This is a genomic window from Streptomyces sp. YS415, from assembly GCF_023544665.1.
Classification (GTDB): domain Bacteria; phylum Actinomycetota; class Actinomycetes; order Streptomycetales; family Streptomycetaceae; genus Streptomyces.
Genome location: NZ_JAMJFL010000022.1, coordinates 1 through 16,798, shown reverse-complemented (window position 1 = coordinate 16,798; position 16,798 = coordinate 1). Strand labels below are relative to the sequence as shown.

The 16,798-nt window shown below is 72.8% G+C and carries 10 protein-coding genes; 3 read left to right on the top strand and 7 right to left on the bottom strand.

Annotated elements, in window-relative coordinates:
* Positions 1 to 20: 20 nt before the first annotated feature.
* From M8H82_RS25165 to M8H82_RS25150, 4 genes are all read right to left on the bottom strand, one after another.
* Positions 21 to 1,043, bottom strand: coding sequence for a LacI family DNA-binding transcriptional regulator (locus M8H82_RS25165; protein WP_250077387.1), 1,023 nt, complete (start codon positions 1,041 to 1,043; stop codon positions 21 to 23).
* Positions 1,044 to 1,083: 40 nt separating this feature from the next.
* Positions 1,084 to 2,292: a Gfo/Idh/MocA family protein gene (locus M8H82_RS25160; RefSeq protein ID WP_250077293.1), complete on the bottom strand. Its 1,209-nt coding sequence runs from the start codon at positions 2,290 to 2,292 to the stop codon at positions 1,084 to 1,086.
* A complete protein-coding gene (locus M8H82_RS25155) occupies positions 2,289 to 3,056 on the bottom strand; it encodes a ThuA domain-containing protein (protein ID WP_250077292.1) in 768 nt (255 codons plus the stop codon). Before M8H82_RS25155 ends, M8H82_RS25160 begins: the two co-directional genes overlap by 4 nt.
* Before the next feature lie 185 nt (positions 3,057 to 3,241).
* Complete coding sequence (locus M8H82_RS25150) at positions 3,242 to 3,901, bottom strand: ThuA domain-containing protein (RefSeq protein ID WP_250077291.1); 660 nt, start codon at positions 3,899 to 3,901, stop codon at positions 3,242 to 3,244.
* A 504-nt stretch (positions 3,902 to 4,405) separates the two neighbouring features.
* On the opposite strand from M8H82_RS25150, the gene M8H82_RS25145 reads away from it, so the two are divergent.
* Positions 4,406 to 5,191, top strand: coding sequence for a thioesterase II family protein (locus tag M8H82_RS25145; protein WP_250077290.1), 786 nt, complete (start codon positions 4,406 to 4,408; stop codon positions 5,189 to 5,191).
* 9 nt (positions 5,192 to 5,200) lie between these two features.
* Here M8H82_RS25145 and M8H82_RS25140 read toward each other — a convergent pair whose 3' ends face one another.
* The gene (locus M8H82_RS25140; protein WP_250077289.1) at positions 5,201 to 8,335 is read right to left on the bottom strand and encodes a LuxR family transcriptional regulator; all 3,135 of its coding nucleotides are present in this window, start codon (positions 8,333 to 8,335) and stop codon (positions 5,201 to 5,203) included.
* Between the two features lie 590 nt (positions 8,336 to 8,925).
* Here M8H82_RS25140 and M8H82_RS25135 point away from each other — a divergent pair.
* Entirely contained in the window at positions 8,926 to 10,323 is a 1,398-nt protein-coding gene (locus M8H82_RS25135) for an NAD(P)/FAD-dependent oxidoreductase (RefSeq protein ID WP_250077288.1), read from the top strand.
* Between the two features lie 59 nt (positions 10,324 to 10,382).
* Here the strand turns inward: M8H82_RS25135 and M8H82_RS25130 are convergent, their stop codons facing one another.
* Positions 10,383 to 10,775 carry a nuclear transport factor 2 family protein gene (locus M8H82_RS25130; RefSeq protein WP_250077287.1) on the bottom strand — a complete coding sequence of 131 codons (393 nt, stop codon included), beginning with the start codon at positions 10,773 to 10,775 and terminating at the stop codon, positions 10,383 to 10,385.
* A gap of 28 nt (positions 10,776 to 10,803) precedes the next feature.
* On the bottom strand, positions 10,804 to 11,241 hold the full coding sequence (locus tag M8H82_RS25125; RefSeq protein WP_250077286.1) for a nuclear transport factor 2 family protein: 438 nt from the start codon (positions 11,239 to 11,241) through the stop codon (positions 10,804 to 10,806).
* Between the two features lie 446 nt (positions 11,242 to 11,687).
* On the opposite strand from M8H82_RS25125, the gene M8H82_RS25120 reads away from it, so the two are divergent.
* Positions 11,688 to 16,798 (top strand): type I polyketide synthase (locus M8H82_RS25120; RefSeq protein WP_250077386.1); only part of this gene is annotated, 5,111 nt, incomplete at its 3' end.

The window sequence follows — 16,798 nt, the reverse complement described above, 5'->3', positions numbered from 1 at the left end:
CGCAATAGTTCGTTCGCCCGTCACGCGGGCCTGTGCACGGCCGTGCTGTCCCGGACCACCAGTGTGGTCGCCAGCTCGACCCGGCGGCTCTCCAATTCCTCGCCGTTGATCAGCCTCAGCAAGGTACGCAGGGCGCTGCCGCCCATCTCCTTGAGCGGCTGACGCACGGTCGTCAGGGCGGGAGAGACCCAGCGGGCCTCGGGCAGGTCGTCGAAACCGATCACGCTGACGTCGTCGGGCACCCGCAGACCGGCCTTGGCCAGCGCCTCGTACCCGCCGATGGCCATGTGGTCGGAGCAGATGAACAGAGCGGTCGGCGGTTCGGGCAGCGCGATGAGCGCCCGGACCTGCTCCGCGCCGCTGGCCCGCTCGTAGGTGCCGTGCCGCAACAGCTCCGGCGGCACCTCGATGTCCGCGGCGGCCATCGCCGAGCGGTAACCGGCCGTGCGCGCCCGGGCGTAGAGGTGGTCGGGCGGGCCCGTCACCAGCCCGATGCGGCGGTGGCCTCGTTCCAGGAGGTGGGCCGTCGCCTCGTAGGCACCCGCCCAGTTCGTCGTACCGACGGACATGACATCGGGCGAGGGATCGCTGAGCGGGTCGATGACGACGCAGGGCACCTGGGCCTTCCTCAGCCGCGCCAACTGGTCCGCCGTCGGCTCGATCAGGCCCAGCACCACGCCGACGGTGCCGCGTTCCAGAATGCGGTCCACCCAGTCCCTGCCCGGCTGCCTGCCCAGGGGCGGGGAGGTGCGCGCCACGGAGATCACCACGTGCACGCCGGCCTCGTACGCCGCCGCCTCCATGCCGCTGGCGACGCTGGCCGGCCACGAACCGTCCAGTCCGCTCATCACCAGGTCCACGGTTCGGACGGTCGGACCGGCGGCAGGCACGCCGCGCCGCACGTACCGGTGCTCGCGCAGTGCCGAGTCGACCTTGGCGCGGGTGTCCGGCGAGACGTCCGTGCGGTCGTTGAGGACCTTGGAGACGGTGGACACCGACACACCCGCCGTTTCGGCGATCTGCGCGAGGGTGGGGCGCGGCAGCCGAGTCGCGGCATGGACCCCGTTGTCCGTCGACGTGACGTCATCCAGCACGGTGCAGTCCTCTCGGTGTGGCGGCCAGGGCCTCGCTCGCCGACGGCCAGGCATGCAGGCGGGCTGCCTCCGGTCCGGTGGCAGCCTTCCGCGCCTCGGTCAGGGCCTCCTCGATCAGCGGCCCGATGTGCACGCGGCGGTCCCGCTGCGCGGAGGCCACGGCGGCCTTCACCATGGCCAGACTGAGGACGTTGCCGTGCACCTCCCCGGCGGGAACGGTGCCGGTGCGCAGTGCGCGGACGAACTCCGCGAGGGCGCCCGCCACTCCCTGCGGAGCGTCGGCAACTCCCTGCGGAGCATCGGCAACTCCCTGCGGAGCGTCGGCCGCCTGCCCGGCCTCGCCTTCCGAGGACGGTACTGCGTCGACCTCGCAGAGCTCCACCTCGGGTGGGTGCTCGCCGTCCCAGGTGGCCGACCCCAGCTCGCCGCTCAGCCGCCAGGCCCCGTTCCAGGAGGTCTCCAGGCCCGCGCTGCACCAGCTGCCGTTGTAGACGTAGCGGATGCCGCCGGCCATCTCGAAGACGGCCGTCGCGGCGGCGTCGCCCGCGTACCAGCTCCAGGAGGGGTTGTACGCCTCGCAGCGGACGGACACCGGGTCTGCGTCCAGGAGCCATCGAGCGGTGTCGAACGGGTGGATCGCCATGTCGAGGAGGAGCGGGTGCGCCATGGTCTCGCGGAACCCGCCGAAATGCGGCGCCCGGAAGAAGTCGGTGGTGAGGATGCCGGGCCTGCCCAGCAGCGGCACGCGGTCCCGGAGGGCGGCCAGGTGCCGGTCGTAGCGGCGGGACTGACTGACCATGAACAGTTCACCGGCCGCCTCGGAGGCTGCGGCCAGCCGCAGCGCCTCGGGCAGGGTGGCCGCCACGGGCTTCTCGCCGAGAACCGGCAGCCCCAGGGACAGCGCCTCCAGCGTGACGGGGAGGTGGGCCTCGGGAACGGTCACGTCCACGACGGCGTCGGGCCGGGTCGCCGTCGCCAGCGCGGCCAGTTCAGGGCCGGTGGGCGTCTCCGGCACACCGGCCCGGCGTACGAGCGCCTCGGCCGCGGCGGGGACGAGGTCGACGACGCCCGCGAGAACCGTGTCCGGCGAGGCCAGGACCGCGCGGAGCCAGACCCGGGCCATGGCGCCGGCTCCCACGACCAGCACCCGCAGTGGACCGCCGTCCGGGGGCATCGTCCTGAAGGACGGTGATCTCATCCCTGTGCGCCGTCGGACTCGAACCAGCCGGGCTCGCTGTGGATCAGCCGGGGGGCAGACGGTTCCGTCTCGGGAGCCGCCCAGCCCACGGCGTTGGCGATGACGCGGCGGACGTGCGGATGGTGGTAGACGGGGTAGTCCTGGTCGCCGGGGCTGAAGTAGAAGATCTTCCCGTGGCCGCGCCGGAAGGCGCAGCCGCTGCGGAACACCTCGCCGCCGCTGAAGGAGCTGACGAAGACGAGCTCGTCGGGGACGGGGATGTCGAAGAACTCCCCGTACATCTCCTGCTCGTCGATGACGAAGGGGTGGGGCACACCGGCCGCCACGGGATGCGTCGGGGCCACCGTCCAGACCACTTCGCGGTCGCGTTCGCTGCGCCAGCGCAGTGTGCAGGTCGTCCCCATGAGCCGGGTGAAGATCTTCGACCAGTGCCCGGAGTGCAGCACGACCAGGCCCATTCCGGCCAGCACCCGGCGGTGCACGCGGGTCACCACCTCGTCCGACACCTCGCGGTGCGCCAGGTGCCCCCACCACGTCAGCACGTCCGTGTCGGCCAGTACGTCCTCGGTCAGCCCGTGCTCCGGCTCGTCCAGCGTCGCGGTCCTCAGCGTGACCTGCTCGCCCAGGTGCTCGGCGACGGCTCCCGCCACCGCGCCGTGCATGCCCTCGGGATAACGGGCGGCGACCTCGGGGTTCTGCCGTTCGTGTCGTCCCTCGCTCCATACGGTGACGCGCAAGGGGCCCGCTGCGGCTGCTGAGGACATGGCTTCTCTTCCCGGTGCGAAGTGCTCGGTGAGGCGACGGTGAACCCTGGCAGAGGGTCCCGCCGAGAGGATGCTTACTGGAACTACCGGTACAAGGCTGCGGTATTTGCGAAAATATTGGTAGCGACGCTAGAAGAGCACGGCGGCCGTCAAGGCCTCGCGGACGCGGGCCGCAGGCCGCCACCTCACCTGCCGGCCCAGAGCAGCCCGCGCTCTGTCAGCGCGCGTACCTGGGGAATGTCGAAGTCACCGGGCTGCGCGCCGAGGACGGAGGCGAAGACCCGGCCGCGCCCCCATGTCCTCGTCCACACCGCCGGTACGGCCTGCACCCCCGGCCGGCTGTCATCGCCGTCGAAGCCGATGGTCGCCAGGACGTCGATCATGGGATCGGTGAGTGGCCAGTACCGCACGACGTCGGCGTCGAAGTCGGTCAGACCGGTGAGCACCGGGTGGTCGGCGCGCCCCGCGGCCAGCCGCACCCGATGGCGGCCGGTCTCCGACGGGTCGATCCGGAACGTCCCCCCGACGAGCAGCTGGTAGTCGAGGTCCTCGGGGAAGGCGTTCATGAGGCCGGTGTACCAGCCGGCGAGGCCTGTGCCGTTCTGGACGGCCGTACGCAGACCGGCGCTCTCCCTGGGCGTGATGTCGCCCCCTTGCCAGCACTGGACCACCAGATCGGTCTCCGCCAGCAGCTTCTTGTCCTCGTACACCTCCAGGCAGTCCTCCACGAGGACATCGAATCCCTGTCGGCGGAGGAAAGGCAGGAAGAGGTTCGTGGTCCGGACGGGGCTCTCGCCCGCCCGGCCACCGCGCACGACCAACGCCTGTCGTCTGGCATAGCTCATGGTGCTCGCTCGGTCCTCTCCAGGGGCCGGAAAAGCGGACTGCGCCTGCTCCGAAACATTGCGCAAAAACACGTAGGCGGATGGATGGGACTGTAGAAACCGGCCCGGCCCGCGTCAAGGGATGTCACACCGCGGAACCGGACGCGAGGGCACGCTGTGCGCCGACGGGCCAAAACGCCCTGCACACCGTGCCGTTGGCGCGTGCCGTCCCAGGCTCACCGCGGCCCGCACGCGGCGCGGCACCCGGTCGTCGGCGTCTCGGACGGCCACCCGTACCCGCTACCGAAAACTTCTCGGAACGCCGCGCGGTCCCCGGCCCGTGACCGACCCCGACTCGTGCGTGCGTCCAGCGGGGGTCCGCTGGACCCCTGTACGGCCAGGCGGTCCGCCAGGAGTAGGGGGCGTGAGGGGTTCTGTCGCGGCCGTTCCGCTCGTAGGGTGGTGATCATCTGGCGTTCTGTCCGCGTGCCCCGACGCACGCCGATCGCAGGAGGTACGGCCCGTATGCCGGCAGTTTCCGGTCAGTTCGACACCTGGTTCCGCCGGTACGAGCCCGGCCCGGCCGGTGCCGTCAAACTCCTCGCGCTGCCGCACGCCGGTGGTTCCGCCCCCTACTTCCTGCCGCTGGCCCGGGCGCTCGGGTCGGAGCTGGACGTCCTGTGCGTCCAGTACCCGGGCCGGCTCGACCGGCATCGCGAGCCCGCCCCGACCGATCTGCGAGACCTCGCGGACCAGGTGTACAAGGCACTTGTCTCGGCCCCGGCAGGGCCCGTGGTGCTCTTCGGGCACAGCATGGGCGCCGTCCTCGGCTACGAGATCGCACGCCGGCTGGAGGACTCCGGCGGCGGTGAACTGCTCGGCCTCATCGCCTCCGGGCGGCGCGCTCCGCACCGCTTCCGTGCGGAGACGGTCCATCTGCGGGACGACGACGGGATCATCGCCGAGATCCGTGAACTGAGCGGCACCGAGCAGGGCATCCTGGACGACGAGGAGCTGCTGCGCCTGGTGCTGCCCGCGCTGCGCGCCGACTACCGGGCCGTCGAGACCTACCGGCACGACTCCGGTGCCCCTCCGCTGGCCGCGCCCGTCACCGTGCTGACCGGCGAGAGCGACCCCCGGGTGTCCCTCGACGACGCCCGCGCCTGGCAGGAGTTGACGAGCGGCACCTTCCGCTTCCGCTCCTTCCCCGGCGGCCACTTCTACCTCAACGCCCAGCCGGGGGCCGTGACGGCGGCCATCCGCGAGAGCGTGGCCGCCTTCCGCTCCGCGGACGCGTCGGCGTCGTCCTGATCCCGGGGGTCACTTGACGACTGCGTCCGCGGCGGCCAGACGGGTCGCCAGGTCCCTGCGGTGCTTGACGTTCAACTTGCGGTAGATCCGGGTCAGATGCTGTTCGACCGTGCTCACGGTGATGAACAGCTTGCTGGAGATCTGCCGGTTGGTGTGGCCCTGCGCGGCCAGCGCGGCGACCCTGCTCTCCGCCTCGCTCAGCCCGCCCACCGGCTCCGGACGGTGCGGACGCTCGGACCGCTCCGGGCGTCCGGGACGTACGGGCTGTTCCCGGCCGTCCTGATGCTCGGCGCGCTGCTGGGCCTGCTGACGTTCGGGACGTAGGGGCACTCCCCGGTCGTCCCGGCGCTCGGCGCGCCCCCTGCCCTCCTGACGTTCGGGACGCGCAGGCCGTTCCCCGCCCTCCAGACGTTCCGGACGTACGGGTCGCTCCCGAGTCTCCTGCTGCTCCGGGTGCGCGGGGCGCGCGATGTCCGGGTAGTACGTCACCTCCGTCGGAGTCCGGGAGTGGGAGCGCCGTGCCGGGGGAGGGACGGCCCCGCCCGTCGGGTCCGGTGCGGTCCTGCGCCGGGGCGCCCGTGCCCGGTCGGCGTGCGCGCGGGCCAGCTCCCGGCGGTCCCCGCAGGACTCCAGCAGCGCCACCGCCCGCGCCAGCAGCGGAGCGCCCTGCTCCGGCGGCAGCAGACCGGCGAGCAGCCGCAGGGCGGAGCCCCGGGTCCGCTCGTCCGCGGAGCGGGCGGGCTCGAGCTGTTCCCTGAGCAGTCGTACGGCCTCCTGCCGCTGCCCGCGGGCGATGTGCACCCGGGCCAGGTCGAGCCGCCACGGCACCAGGGCCGCGGAGTCCATCCGCCAGTCCGCCATTTCCCGCCGTATCCACCGCAGATCGTCGGCGGCGGAGCGCCGGGAGCCGACGGCGAGCTGATAGCGGGCGCGTGCCGCCAGATAGTGCAGTCCGAGCGGGGTGCGGAAGGACTCCGCGGGGACGGGCCGGGCGAGCCAGCGGTCGGCGTCCTCCAAACGGCCCTCCTCGGTCGCCGCGGCCACGAGGGTGCCCAGCGGCCCGACCACCGCGACCCCCCAGGCCTGCGGGGTGATCACGGTCAGCGCGGCGCGCGCCTGGTCCTCGGCCTCCTGGGGGCAGCCGAGCCGGAGCGCGGCCTCGGCCCGGATCGCGTGCAGGACGGCTTTCCAGCTCGGCACGTGCCCCACCGAGGGCCGGGCCAGCAGCATCCGTGTCCACTCGCGGACCGGGGCGGGGCGTCCCGCGTACACCATCGCCAGCAGCAGGGCCGACAGCAGCCCGAGCGCGCCGTCGTCGTCGAGATGGCGCTGGATCATCAGCTCGGCGCTCGCCGCCGCGTCGCCGGTGGCCTCGCCCGGGAAGAGGGTGTCGGCGAGCAGCACCAACGCGTCCAGGTAGCGGCCGGTGACGGAGGTGGCGATGCCGGAGTCCGTGATGGCCCGGGCTTCGGTGCGTGCTTGCCTGCAGTGGTCGGGACTGAACAGCGAGATCAGCAGCCGTGCCGTGGCGAGCCGGGTGCGGGTCTCGGGGGTGGGGTCGGGCAGTGCGGCGACGGCCGTGACGATCGAGCAGGCGGTCTCGCTGCGTCCCTGCCACAGCAGCGCGGGCACCCCGGCGAGGGCGGCCGGCGGGTAGCCGTCGGGCCGCTCGGCCGCGGCCAGCGTGCCGAGGTGGGTGGTGGCGGACAGCGGGTTCAACTGCCAGCGGGAGCGCAGCAGCAGGCTGTCGGACGAGCTCCACCACGGGGTGTCCGGGCCCCGGCGCCGGCTCAGCCGCAGGCAGGCGGAGGTGATGTCGGGGCGTCCGGAGTCGAGCGCCTGGGCGGCGGCCCGGAACAGCGCGGGCTCGGCCCAGTCGGGCTCGGCCCAATCGGCGCTGATGAGATGACCGGCGAGCACCTCGGGCTCGGCACCGAATTCGTGCAGCGCTTCGGCCGCTTTGCGGTGCATCCGGCGCCGGTCCTCGGCCGGCAGGTCCGAGAGCACGGCCGCGACGAGCGGGCGCCGGATCCGGTCGCCGTCCACCAGCCCGGACTGGCCCAGCAGTTGGAGCGCCTGGGCCGTCAGGTCGGGGGTCAGGGAGAGCAGCCGGGCCAGCACCGGAAGCGGTGTGGGCCGGTCCAGTACGGCGAGGGCCTGCGCGGCGGCGCGGACTTCGGGCTCGTGGCGGTAGAGCGAGCGGAGCACGGCCTGGGCGAGCGGTCCGTCGCTGCCGCCCACCGCGGTGTCGGGTCCGGCGGCGCCGGTCGCGGGCGCCGCGGGCTGCGGGGCGGTGCCGGTCGCTGCGGGGTCGTCCAGGAGGGCGCGCATCAGCAGAGGGCTGCCGCCGGTCAGTGCCGGCGCCCGCCGGGCGATGCGGGGGCGGGCCGAGGGGAGCGGGTGGGTCTCGGCGAGCAGGCCCAGCGCCTCGTCGGTGAGGGGGGCGAGGTCGATCCGGGAGAAGCACGGCTGGCTCATCAGCTCGGCCCGGAAGTGGGGGTGAGGGGTGTACAGGGTCGAGGACTCGGTCAGCACCACCATGATCCGCCGGTGCCGCAGTCTGCGGACCGCGTAGAGCAGGCACTGTAAGGAGGCATGGTCGGCGTGGTGCACATCGTCAACGGTGATCACGAGGGGCGCGGGACGGGCCAGGTCGAGCAGGGAGGTGAACGTGCCGTGTGCGGTGGACACGGGGGAGGGGCGCGGCTGTTCGGTGCCTAAGGACGGCGTCGGCGGGTAGGCGGCGGCCGCTTCCGCCACCGTACGGGCCGTGCTGTCCGCGAGGGCGGCCGACCTGCCGGCCGGTCCCGCGGCGGCGTCTCCGGGTGGTGCCTGAGGCGAGGGGAGCGCGAGATGACGTACGGCGGTGGCGAGTTGGCGCATCGAGGAACGGCTGAGGCCGGAGCTGTCGATGAGCTGGTCCATCACGGCGAACTGGAGATTGCGTTCGGCTCGTGAGCCGACCGCCCTCAGCAGCTGGGCCGACCTTCCGGTCACATGGCGGGCGAAGGCCTCCAGCAGCGTGGTTTTGCCGCTGCCGACGCCGCCGCTGATCAGACATACCTGACCGTCGTGCTGTTCATTGCAATTGTCGAATGCCCTGCGCAACCGATCGAGCTGTGCTTCCCGCTGTATCAGGTCCACTCGCGTCTTTCCCCCTCGAACGCGATGACATGGAATGAACCGGCGTTGGCCATCTGCGTTGCCATTCATGTTCGTTCGGCCGCGCGCGGCGGCCGGCGCCTCCCGGCAACGGGATGCGCCGAGTGCTTCTCCAGGTGCGGTCGACGGTAGCCCTCGCGTGGTGGAGCCCGGGTCGAAGCGGAGCGGAGGCTCGCGTATATACGGGCCGACCACGCTGGTATCGAGGACCACCTCCGACTGTCCGCCCGTACGCCCCGCTTGGTCAGGCTTGCGCCACGGGGCCGTCGTTGAGTGCCGTCCGGGCCGACAGCTTACGTCAGATCAAGGACCGAATTCTTGCCGAACCTTTGCCGACTCATGGCTTCTCACGTCGTTCTCCGACACCTCGTGGTAGCGGTACGACATATTCCGGATGTCGGGTGATCGCATACCCCTGTTGAACCGTTTAGGGGTTGACGGCGAGCCGCTTGTACCTCCGGCCACGAGTGAGCGCCGCGCGATAGGGGAGCGGTGACTTTAGGGGTTGGTGCGCCGCCTTTGTCTCCCTACATTTCGAGACCTGATCCGGGTGGCGGCGGAAGGAATCCCCAGTGTCGACAAAGCCCAGCCACGGTGCGGTGATCGGCGGCGGACTCGCCGGAATGCTCACGGCCCGGGCCCTGCGCAGACACCTCGACCGGGTCACCGTCATCGACCGCGACGACCTCCCCGGTGGCCCGGAGCAGCGCAAGGGCGTCCCCCAGGCCCGCCACGCCCACCTGTTGTGGTCGGGCGGCGCGCGGATCGTCGAATCACTGCTGCCGGGCACCGTCGAACGCCTGCGCGCCGCGGGCGCGCACCGCATCGGCGTCCAGTCCGACATGGTCAACCTGTCCCCCTACGGCTGGCAACGGCGCTTCCCCGAGACACAGTTCCTCATCGCGGTCAGCCGGCCCCTGCTGGACTGGACCGTCCGGGACCAAGTCCTCGCCGACGACAACATCACCGTCCTGGAACGCACCGAGGTCCACGAACTGCGCGGCACTAGCGGGCACCTCACCGGCCTCACGGTCCGCCACCTCGACAGCGGCGATACCACCGCACTGGACGCCGAGATCGTCGTGGACGCGAGCGGACGCGGCTCACGGCTCCGCCAGTGGATCGCCCCCCTCGGCGTCCCGCAGCCCGAGGAGGACGTGGTCGACTCCGGCATCACCTACTCCACCCGCCTCTACCGCGCGCCCGAACGGGCCGCCGCCCGCTTCCCCATGGTCAGCGTGTACGCCGACCACCGGTCCGGAGTCCCCGGGCGCAGCGGCCTGATCCTGCCCATCGAGGACGGCCGGTGGATCGTCACCCTCTCCGGCACCCGGGGCGGCGAACCCCCCACCGACGAGGCCGGATTCACCGCCTTCGCCGAAGGGTTGCGCCACCCCCTGGTGGGCGAGGTCCTCGCCACCGCCGAACCGGAGGGCCCCGTCCGCGGCTCCCGCTCCACCGCCAACCGGCGGATCCACTACGACCGCCTGGAGCGCTGGCCGGACAACCTCATCGTCCTCGGCGACGCCTTCGCCGCCTTCAACCCCGTGTACGGCCACGGCATGAGCTCCGCCGCACGAGCCGTCGCCGTCCTCGACCGCACGCTGCGCCGCCAGTCGGGCAAGCCGGAGCTCGCCCGCACCGCGATGCGGGGCATCGCCGCCGCCATCGACGACCCGTGGATCCTCGCCGCCTCCCAGGACGTCTTCTACCCCGACTGCCGGGTCGAGGCGAAGGACCCCCGCCTGTCCGAAGAGCTCCACAGCCGCCAGGACTTCTCCGAGCGCATCGGCACCGTGGGCCTGTCCGACCCCCTGGTCAGCGCCGCCTCCGCGGGCGTCACCACGCTCGCCGCCCCCGTCTCCAGCCTTCAGTCACCCGCGGTGCTCAACGCCCTGCGGACCGGCCCCGCCCAGCCGCCGCTGACCGAGCCGCCCCTCACCGAGGGGGAGTGGGCGCTGCTGCGCTGACCGCGCCCCGGGACGCCGCGTGCCTGACACGACCGGCGCGCGCAGAAGCGCCGTACGCCTCAGGTGACCGGCGTGAGATCGGAACGGCCCGCGATGACCCGGGCCTCCGAGATCAGCCCCGTCTCGTCCACCCGCATCAGGCTGACCAGCCGGAACGCCACCCGCTCGCCGTCGGCGCCGCCCGGCACGGCCATCGTCCCGGAGACTTCGAGGGTCACGCTCGACCCGTCCAGCGCCGCCGTCAGCGTGCCCGGCCGCTCCTCGATCCCCGCGGCGACGGCCGCCCCCAGATGCCGCCGCAGCGCCTCCCGTCCCACCAGCACCGGGGCGCCCACCGGGTCCTGGAACCGCACATCGGGCGTGAACAGGGCGAGAACACCGTCCAGATCCCCGGCGTTCATCAGCCGGCAGTACTCCAGGACCACCGCTTTGCGCTTCGCCTCGTCCAGCATCGCGGCACACCTTCCTGAAAGCGTGGAGTCATTCGAGAAACCGGACGTCCGACCTGCCCCAATAAGCGCGCATCTCCTCGATCAACCCGCTCTCGCCCACCTCGATGACCAGCATGCAGGTGAACTCCATACGCGCCTTCTCCGGCTCCTCGGGCGCCGTCAGAATTCCGTGCCGCACCATCAGCGGACCGTTCGGCAGGAAATTCATCGTGGACGTCACGGGAACCGCGGCATGCCGCCCGTCGGGCGCCGCTACAGGCTCGCCACAGGCATCGTGGACCCCGGCGGCCAGCGCGCCCCCGATGTGCGAACGCAGCGCCCCGTGGCCGACGCGAGGACCGGCACCCACCGGATCCTCGAAGCGCACGGCGGGGGAATACAGGGCCAACAGACCCTCCACATCACCGGCGTTGATGCGCTCGCAGTGCGCGACGGCCAGGGCCTTGCGTGTCGCTTCGTCGGGCACGGTCCACGTCCCTCACGGCTCGGCAGCACACGGACCGGAGCAGTGTCACAGCCGGGCCGCGGGCCGCGGTACCCCTACCCGGCCCCACCCCTATTCCCGCCCCTGAATTGCCTGCCCGGGGAACATGAGATCAGGGGTTGGGTCTCCCGTCAGGGGTTCTTAGTGTGGGGCCATCTTGGCCGGAGCAACGGGGTGACGAAAAGGCCGGGCCACAGAACCACCGCACCATCTGTACGGGTGACCGAAACCCTGGGTTTCGCGCAACCCGGGGCGGTGCTCCGCTCCCGGACACCTCACCTCGGTCCGGTCCGAACCGGTACTCGGCTCCGCGGTACGGGAGCCGAGCGTCAATGGGAGACCTGGTGGCGAATACGGGAAGTTCCGGCGGACACGCGAACTCCGCGGACGCGCAGGCGGCGCACGCGCCCCAGCCCGAGCAGATCGCCGTGATCGGCCTCGCCTGCCGGCTCCCCGGCGCCCCGGACCCCTCGGCCTTCTGGACGCTGCTGCGCGAAGGCCGCGAGGCGGTGACCACCACCCCGCCCGAACGCTGGGACGCGGACGCCCACTTCGACGCCGACCCCACCGCCAAAGGCAAGATCAACACAACTCGGGGCGGCTACCTCGACCAGGTCGACCGCTTCGACGCCGCCTTCTTCGGCATCTCGCCCCGCGAGGCCGCCGCCATGGACCCCCAGCAGCGCCTCATGCTGGAACTGGGCTGGGAGAGCCTGGAGGACGCCGGAATCCTCCCCGACGCTCTCGGCGAGCGCAGCACCGGCGTCTTCGTCGGCGCCATCTGGGACGACTACGCCTCGCTCCTGCACCGCCAGGGCGTCGCGGCCATCGGCGCGCACAGCGTCACCGGCCTGCACCGCAGCATCATCGCCAACCGTCTCTCCTACACGCTCCGGCTCAGCGGCCCCAGCATGACCGTCGACACCGGCCAGTCCTCCTCCCTGGTCGCCGTCCACCTCGCCTGCGAAAGCCTGCGCAGCGGCGAGAGCGACATCGCCCTCGCCGGCGGCGTCAACCTCAACCTCATCCCCGACAGCACCATCAGCGCCGCCAAGTTCGGCGCCCTCTCGCCCGACGGCCGCTGCTACACCTTCGACGCCCGCGCCAACGGCTACGTCCGCGGCGAAGGCGCGGGTCTCGTCGTACTCAAACCCCTCTCCCGCGCCCTCGCCGACGGCGACCACGTCCTGTGCGTCATCGAGGGCAGCGCCACCGGCAACGACGGCGGCGGCGAGGGCCTGACCGTCCCCACCCCCGAGGGCCAGCGCCGCGTCCTCACCCAGGCATACCGGCGCGCCGGCATCGACCCCACCGGCATCCAGTACGTCGAACTGCACGGCACCGGCACCCGGCGCGGCGACCCCGTCGAGGCCGCCGCGCTCGGCGCCACCGTCGGCACGGCCGCCCGGGCCTCGGGCCGCTCCGTCGCCGTCGGCTCCGTCAAGACCAACATCGGGCACCTCGAAGGCGCGGCCGGCATCGCCGGACTCCTCAAGACCGTCCTCGCCCTGCGCCACCGCCAACTGCCCGCCAGCCTCAACTTCGAGCAGCCCCACCCCGACATCCCGCTGGACGACCTGGGCCTGCGCGTCCACACCGCGCTCAGCGACTGGCCCCGGCCGGACGAACGGCTCCGCGCCGGCGTCAGCTCCTTCGGCATGGGCGGCACCAACTGCCACGTCGTGCTGGCCGAGGCCCCGGCCGCACCACCCTCACCGGCCGCCGATCCCGAGCCCGCCGGGCCCGTCGCCTGGCCGCTGTCCGCCCGTACCGCCACCGCCCTGCGCGCCCAGGCCCGCCGCCTCCGCGAGCATCTCGACACCCACCCCGAGCACACCGCCGCGGACCTCGGCCACTCGCTGGCCGCCACCCGGACCCCCTTCGCCCAGCGCGCCGTCGTCCTCGCCCCCGACCGCGACCGGGGCGCCAAGGCGCTCGCCGCCCTCGCCGCCGGGCGCCCCTCGCCGGACGTGGTCCGCGGCACCGTCACCGAGGGCGGCACCGCCGTCCTCTTCTCCGGCCAGGGCAGCCAACGCCTCGGCATGGGACGCGAGTTGTACGCCGCCCAGCCGGCCTTCGCCCGCGCACTCGACGCAGTCTGCGACCACCTCGACCCCGAGGTCCGCGAACTGCTCCTGACCGCCGAACCCACGCCCGCCAACTCCGCCCGGCTCGACCGCACCGCCCTCACCCAGACCGCCCTCTTCGCCCTCGAAGTCGCCCTGTACCGCCTCACCGAGTCCCTCGGCGTCACCGCGGACCATCTGCTCGGCCACTCCGTCGGCGAACTGGCCGCCGCCCATGTCGCCGGAGTCCTCTCCCTCGCCGACGCCTGCACCCTCGTCACCGCACGCGGCCGGCTCATGCAGGCCCAGCCCGAGGGCGGCGCCATGGCCGCCCTGGAGGCCACCGAGGCCGAGGTCGCCGCCGAACTCGCCGCCCTCGACGGCCACATCACCATCGCCGCCGTCAACAGCCCCGGCGCCTGCGTCGTCTCCGGCGACGCCGACACCGTCACCGCCTACGCCGCCACCTGGGCCGAACGCGGCCGCAAGACCCGCGCCCTGCGGGTCAGCCACGCCTTCCACTCCGCCCACATGGACGGAATGCTGGAGGAGTTCCGCGCCGTCGCACGGGACCTCACCTTCCACCCGCCCACCGTCCCCGTCGTCTCCAACCTGACCGGCCGCCCCGCCTCCGCCGACGAACTGTGCGACCCGGACCACTGGGTACGCCACGTCCGCCAGGCCGTGCGCTTCGCCGACGGCGTCGACTGGCTGCTGGACCAAGGCGTCACCACGTTCCTGGAGCTCGGCCCCGACGGCACCCTCACGGCCATGGCCCGCGAATGCCTCGCCGCCCGTCCCGACGACGGCCGCCCCGCGGACACCGCGTTCCTGACCGCGCTGCGCCGCGACCGCCCCGAACCCCAGACCCTGCTGACCGCGGTCGCGGGACTGCACGTCCGCGGAGCCGCCCCGGCACTGCCCGCCCTCGCCGCCGGCCCGGACGCACGCCGCGTACCCCTGCCCACCTACGCCTTCCAGCGCAAGCGCTACTGGCTCACCGGCACCGGCACCGAGAACGCCGGTACGGAGGACGGGCACACAGCGTCGGCTCCCGCACCGGACACCCATGTCGTCCCCGTGGGCGACGGCCCCGCCACCGACTGGCGGGCCCGCCTCACCGGCCTCACCAGCACCGCCGAGCAGACCCGTGCCGTCCTCGACCAGATCCGCGAGGACATCGCGATGGTCCTCGGCCACAGCCCCGACGACACCGAGACCCTCGACGTCACCTGGACCTTCAAGGACCTCGGCTTCGACTCCCTCACCTCCGTCGAACTCCGCGACCGGCTCGGCGCCGCCACCGGCCTGCGCCTGCCCTCCAGCCTCCTCTTCGACCACCCCACCCCCACCGCCCTCGCGGACCACCTCCGCGCCGAACTCCTCGGCGACACGGACACCCCCCGCACCCATCGCACCAGCACCCACACCGGCGAGCCCATCGCCATCGTCGGAATGGCCTGCCGCTACCCCGGTGGCATCACCTCCCCCGAGGACCTGTGGCGCGTGGTCCGCGACGGACTCGACGTCGTCTCCCCCTTCCCCGCCGACCGGGGCTGGGACCTCGACGCGCTCTACCACCCCGACCCCGCCCACCACGGCACGAGCTACGCCCGTGAGGGCGGCTTCCTGGACGACGCCGCCGGGTTCGACGCCGAGTTCTTCGGGATCTCGCCGCGTGAGGCGCTGGCCATGGACCCGCAGCAGCGCCTGCTGCTGGAAACCAGCTGGGAGGCCATCGAACGGGCCGGCATCGCCCCCGGCTCGCTGCGCTCCAGCCTGACCGGCGTGTTCGTGGGCGCCATGTCCCAGGACTACGGAGACCGGCTGCACGAGGCCGCCGAACCCGCCGAGGGCTTCACCCTGACGGGCAACGCCGCGAGCGTCGTCTCCGGCCGCCTGTCCTACACCCTCGGCCTGGAAGGCCCGGCCGTCACGGTCGACACGGCCTGCTCCTCGTCGCTGGTGGCGCTGCACCTCGCGGTCCAGTCGCTGCGGAACGGCGAGTGCGACCTCGCCCTGGCGGGCGGTGTGACCGTCATGCCCACGCCCGGCATGTTCGTCGAGTTCAGCCGCCAGCGCGGCCTCGCCTCCGACGGCCGGTGCAAGCCCTTCGCGGCGGCGGCCGACGGCACGTGCTGGGCGGAGGGCGTCGGCATCCTGGTGGTGGAGCGCCTGTCGGACGCGCGCCGCAACGGTCACCAGGTACTGGCGGTGGTGCGGGGTTCGGCGATCAACCAGGACGGCGCGTCCAACGGCCTGTCCGCCCCCAACGGCCCCTCCCAGCAGCGGGTCATCCGCGCCGGGCTCGCCAACGCCGGGGTCCCCGCCGCCGAGGTGGACGTCGTGGAGGCCCACGGCACGGGGACCACTCTGGGCGACCCGATCGAGGCGCAGGCGCTGCTGGCCACGTACGGGCAGGGGCGCGAGCCCGAGCGGCCGTTGTGGCTGGGGTCGGTGAAGTCGAACATCGGGCACAGCCAGGCGGCGGCCGGTGTCGCCGGAGTCATCAAAATGGTGATGGCGATGCGGGCACGCATCCTGCCCCGCACCCTGCACGTGGACGAGCCCACTTCGCACGTGGACTGGACGGCAGGCCATGTCTCCCTGCTCACCGACGAACGGGAATGGAAGGCGGACGGCCGCTCGCGCCGGGGCGCGGTGTCGTCCTTCGGCATTTCCGGGACGAACGCCCACGTGATCCTGGAAGAGGCCCCTGCCGAGGCCGCATTGGGGCACGTAGTGGTCGCCGGTCCCGAGGGATTGTCGGGGTCACCGGTGGTGCCGTGGGTGGTGTCCGCTCGTACCACCGGGGCGTTGGCCGCGCAGGCGGGACGGCTGGCGGGGGTGGCCGGCGAGCCGGTGGATGTGGGCTGGCAGCTCGTCTCGGGGCGCACGGCGCTGGAGCACCGGGCGGTGGTGTGGGGGCGCGAGCGCGCCGAGCTGACGGCCGGGCTGGAGGCCCTGGCAGCGGGCGGCGCGGCCGGCAATGCCGTGTCCGGGGTGGCGGGTTCGGGCGCGGGTGTGGTGTTCGTGTTCCCCGGCCAGGGGTCGCAGTGGCTGGGGATGGGGCGGAGGCTGCTGGAGTCCTCGCCGGTGTTCGCGGCGCGGATCGGGGAGTGCGAGGCGGCGCTCGGGCCGTTCGTGGACTGGTCGTTGACCGAGGTGCTGAGGGGCGACGACGACGGCTGGATGCGGCGGGTGGACATGGTCCAGCCGGTGCTGTGGGCGGTCATGGTCTCGCTCGCCGCCGTCTGGGAGTCACTGGGCATCGAACCCGCCGCTGTCATCGGTCACTCCCAGGGGGAGATCGCCGCCGCCGCGGTGGTCGGTGCCCTGAGCCTTGAGGACGCGGCTCGGGTGGTGGCGCTTCGGTCCGCCGCGATCCGGGATGAACTGGCCGGACGTGGTGGCATGTTGTCGCTGGCGACGGGTCCGGAGCAGGCGGCGGAGTGGGTGTCGTCGTATGGCGA

Bases quoted from the DNA above. Each gene is read 5' to 3' on its own strand.
- M8H82_RS25160 (WP_250077293.1), bottom strand. From the start codon at position 2,292: ATGAGATCACCGTCCTTCAGGACGATGCCCCCGGACGGCGGTCCACTG.
- M8H82_RS25155 (WP_250077292.1), bottom strand. From the start codon at position 3,056: ATGTCCTCAGCAGCCGCAGCGGGCCCCTTGCGCGTCACCGTATGGAGC.
- M8H82_RS25150 (WP_250077291.1), bottom strand. From the start codon at position 3,901: ATGAGCTATGCCAGACGACAGGCGTTGGTCGTGCGCGGTGGCCGGGCG.
- M8H82_RS25145 (WP_250077290.1), top strand. From the start codon at position 4,406: ATGCCGGCAGTTTCCGGTCAGTTCGACACCTGGTTCCGCCGGTACGAG.
- M8H82_RS25130 (WP_250077287.1), bottom strand. From the start codon at position 10,775: ATGCTGGACGAGGCGAAGCGCAAAGCGGTGGTCCTGGAGTACTGCCGG.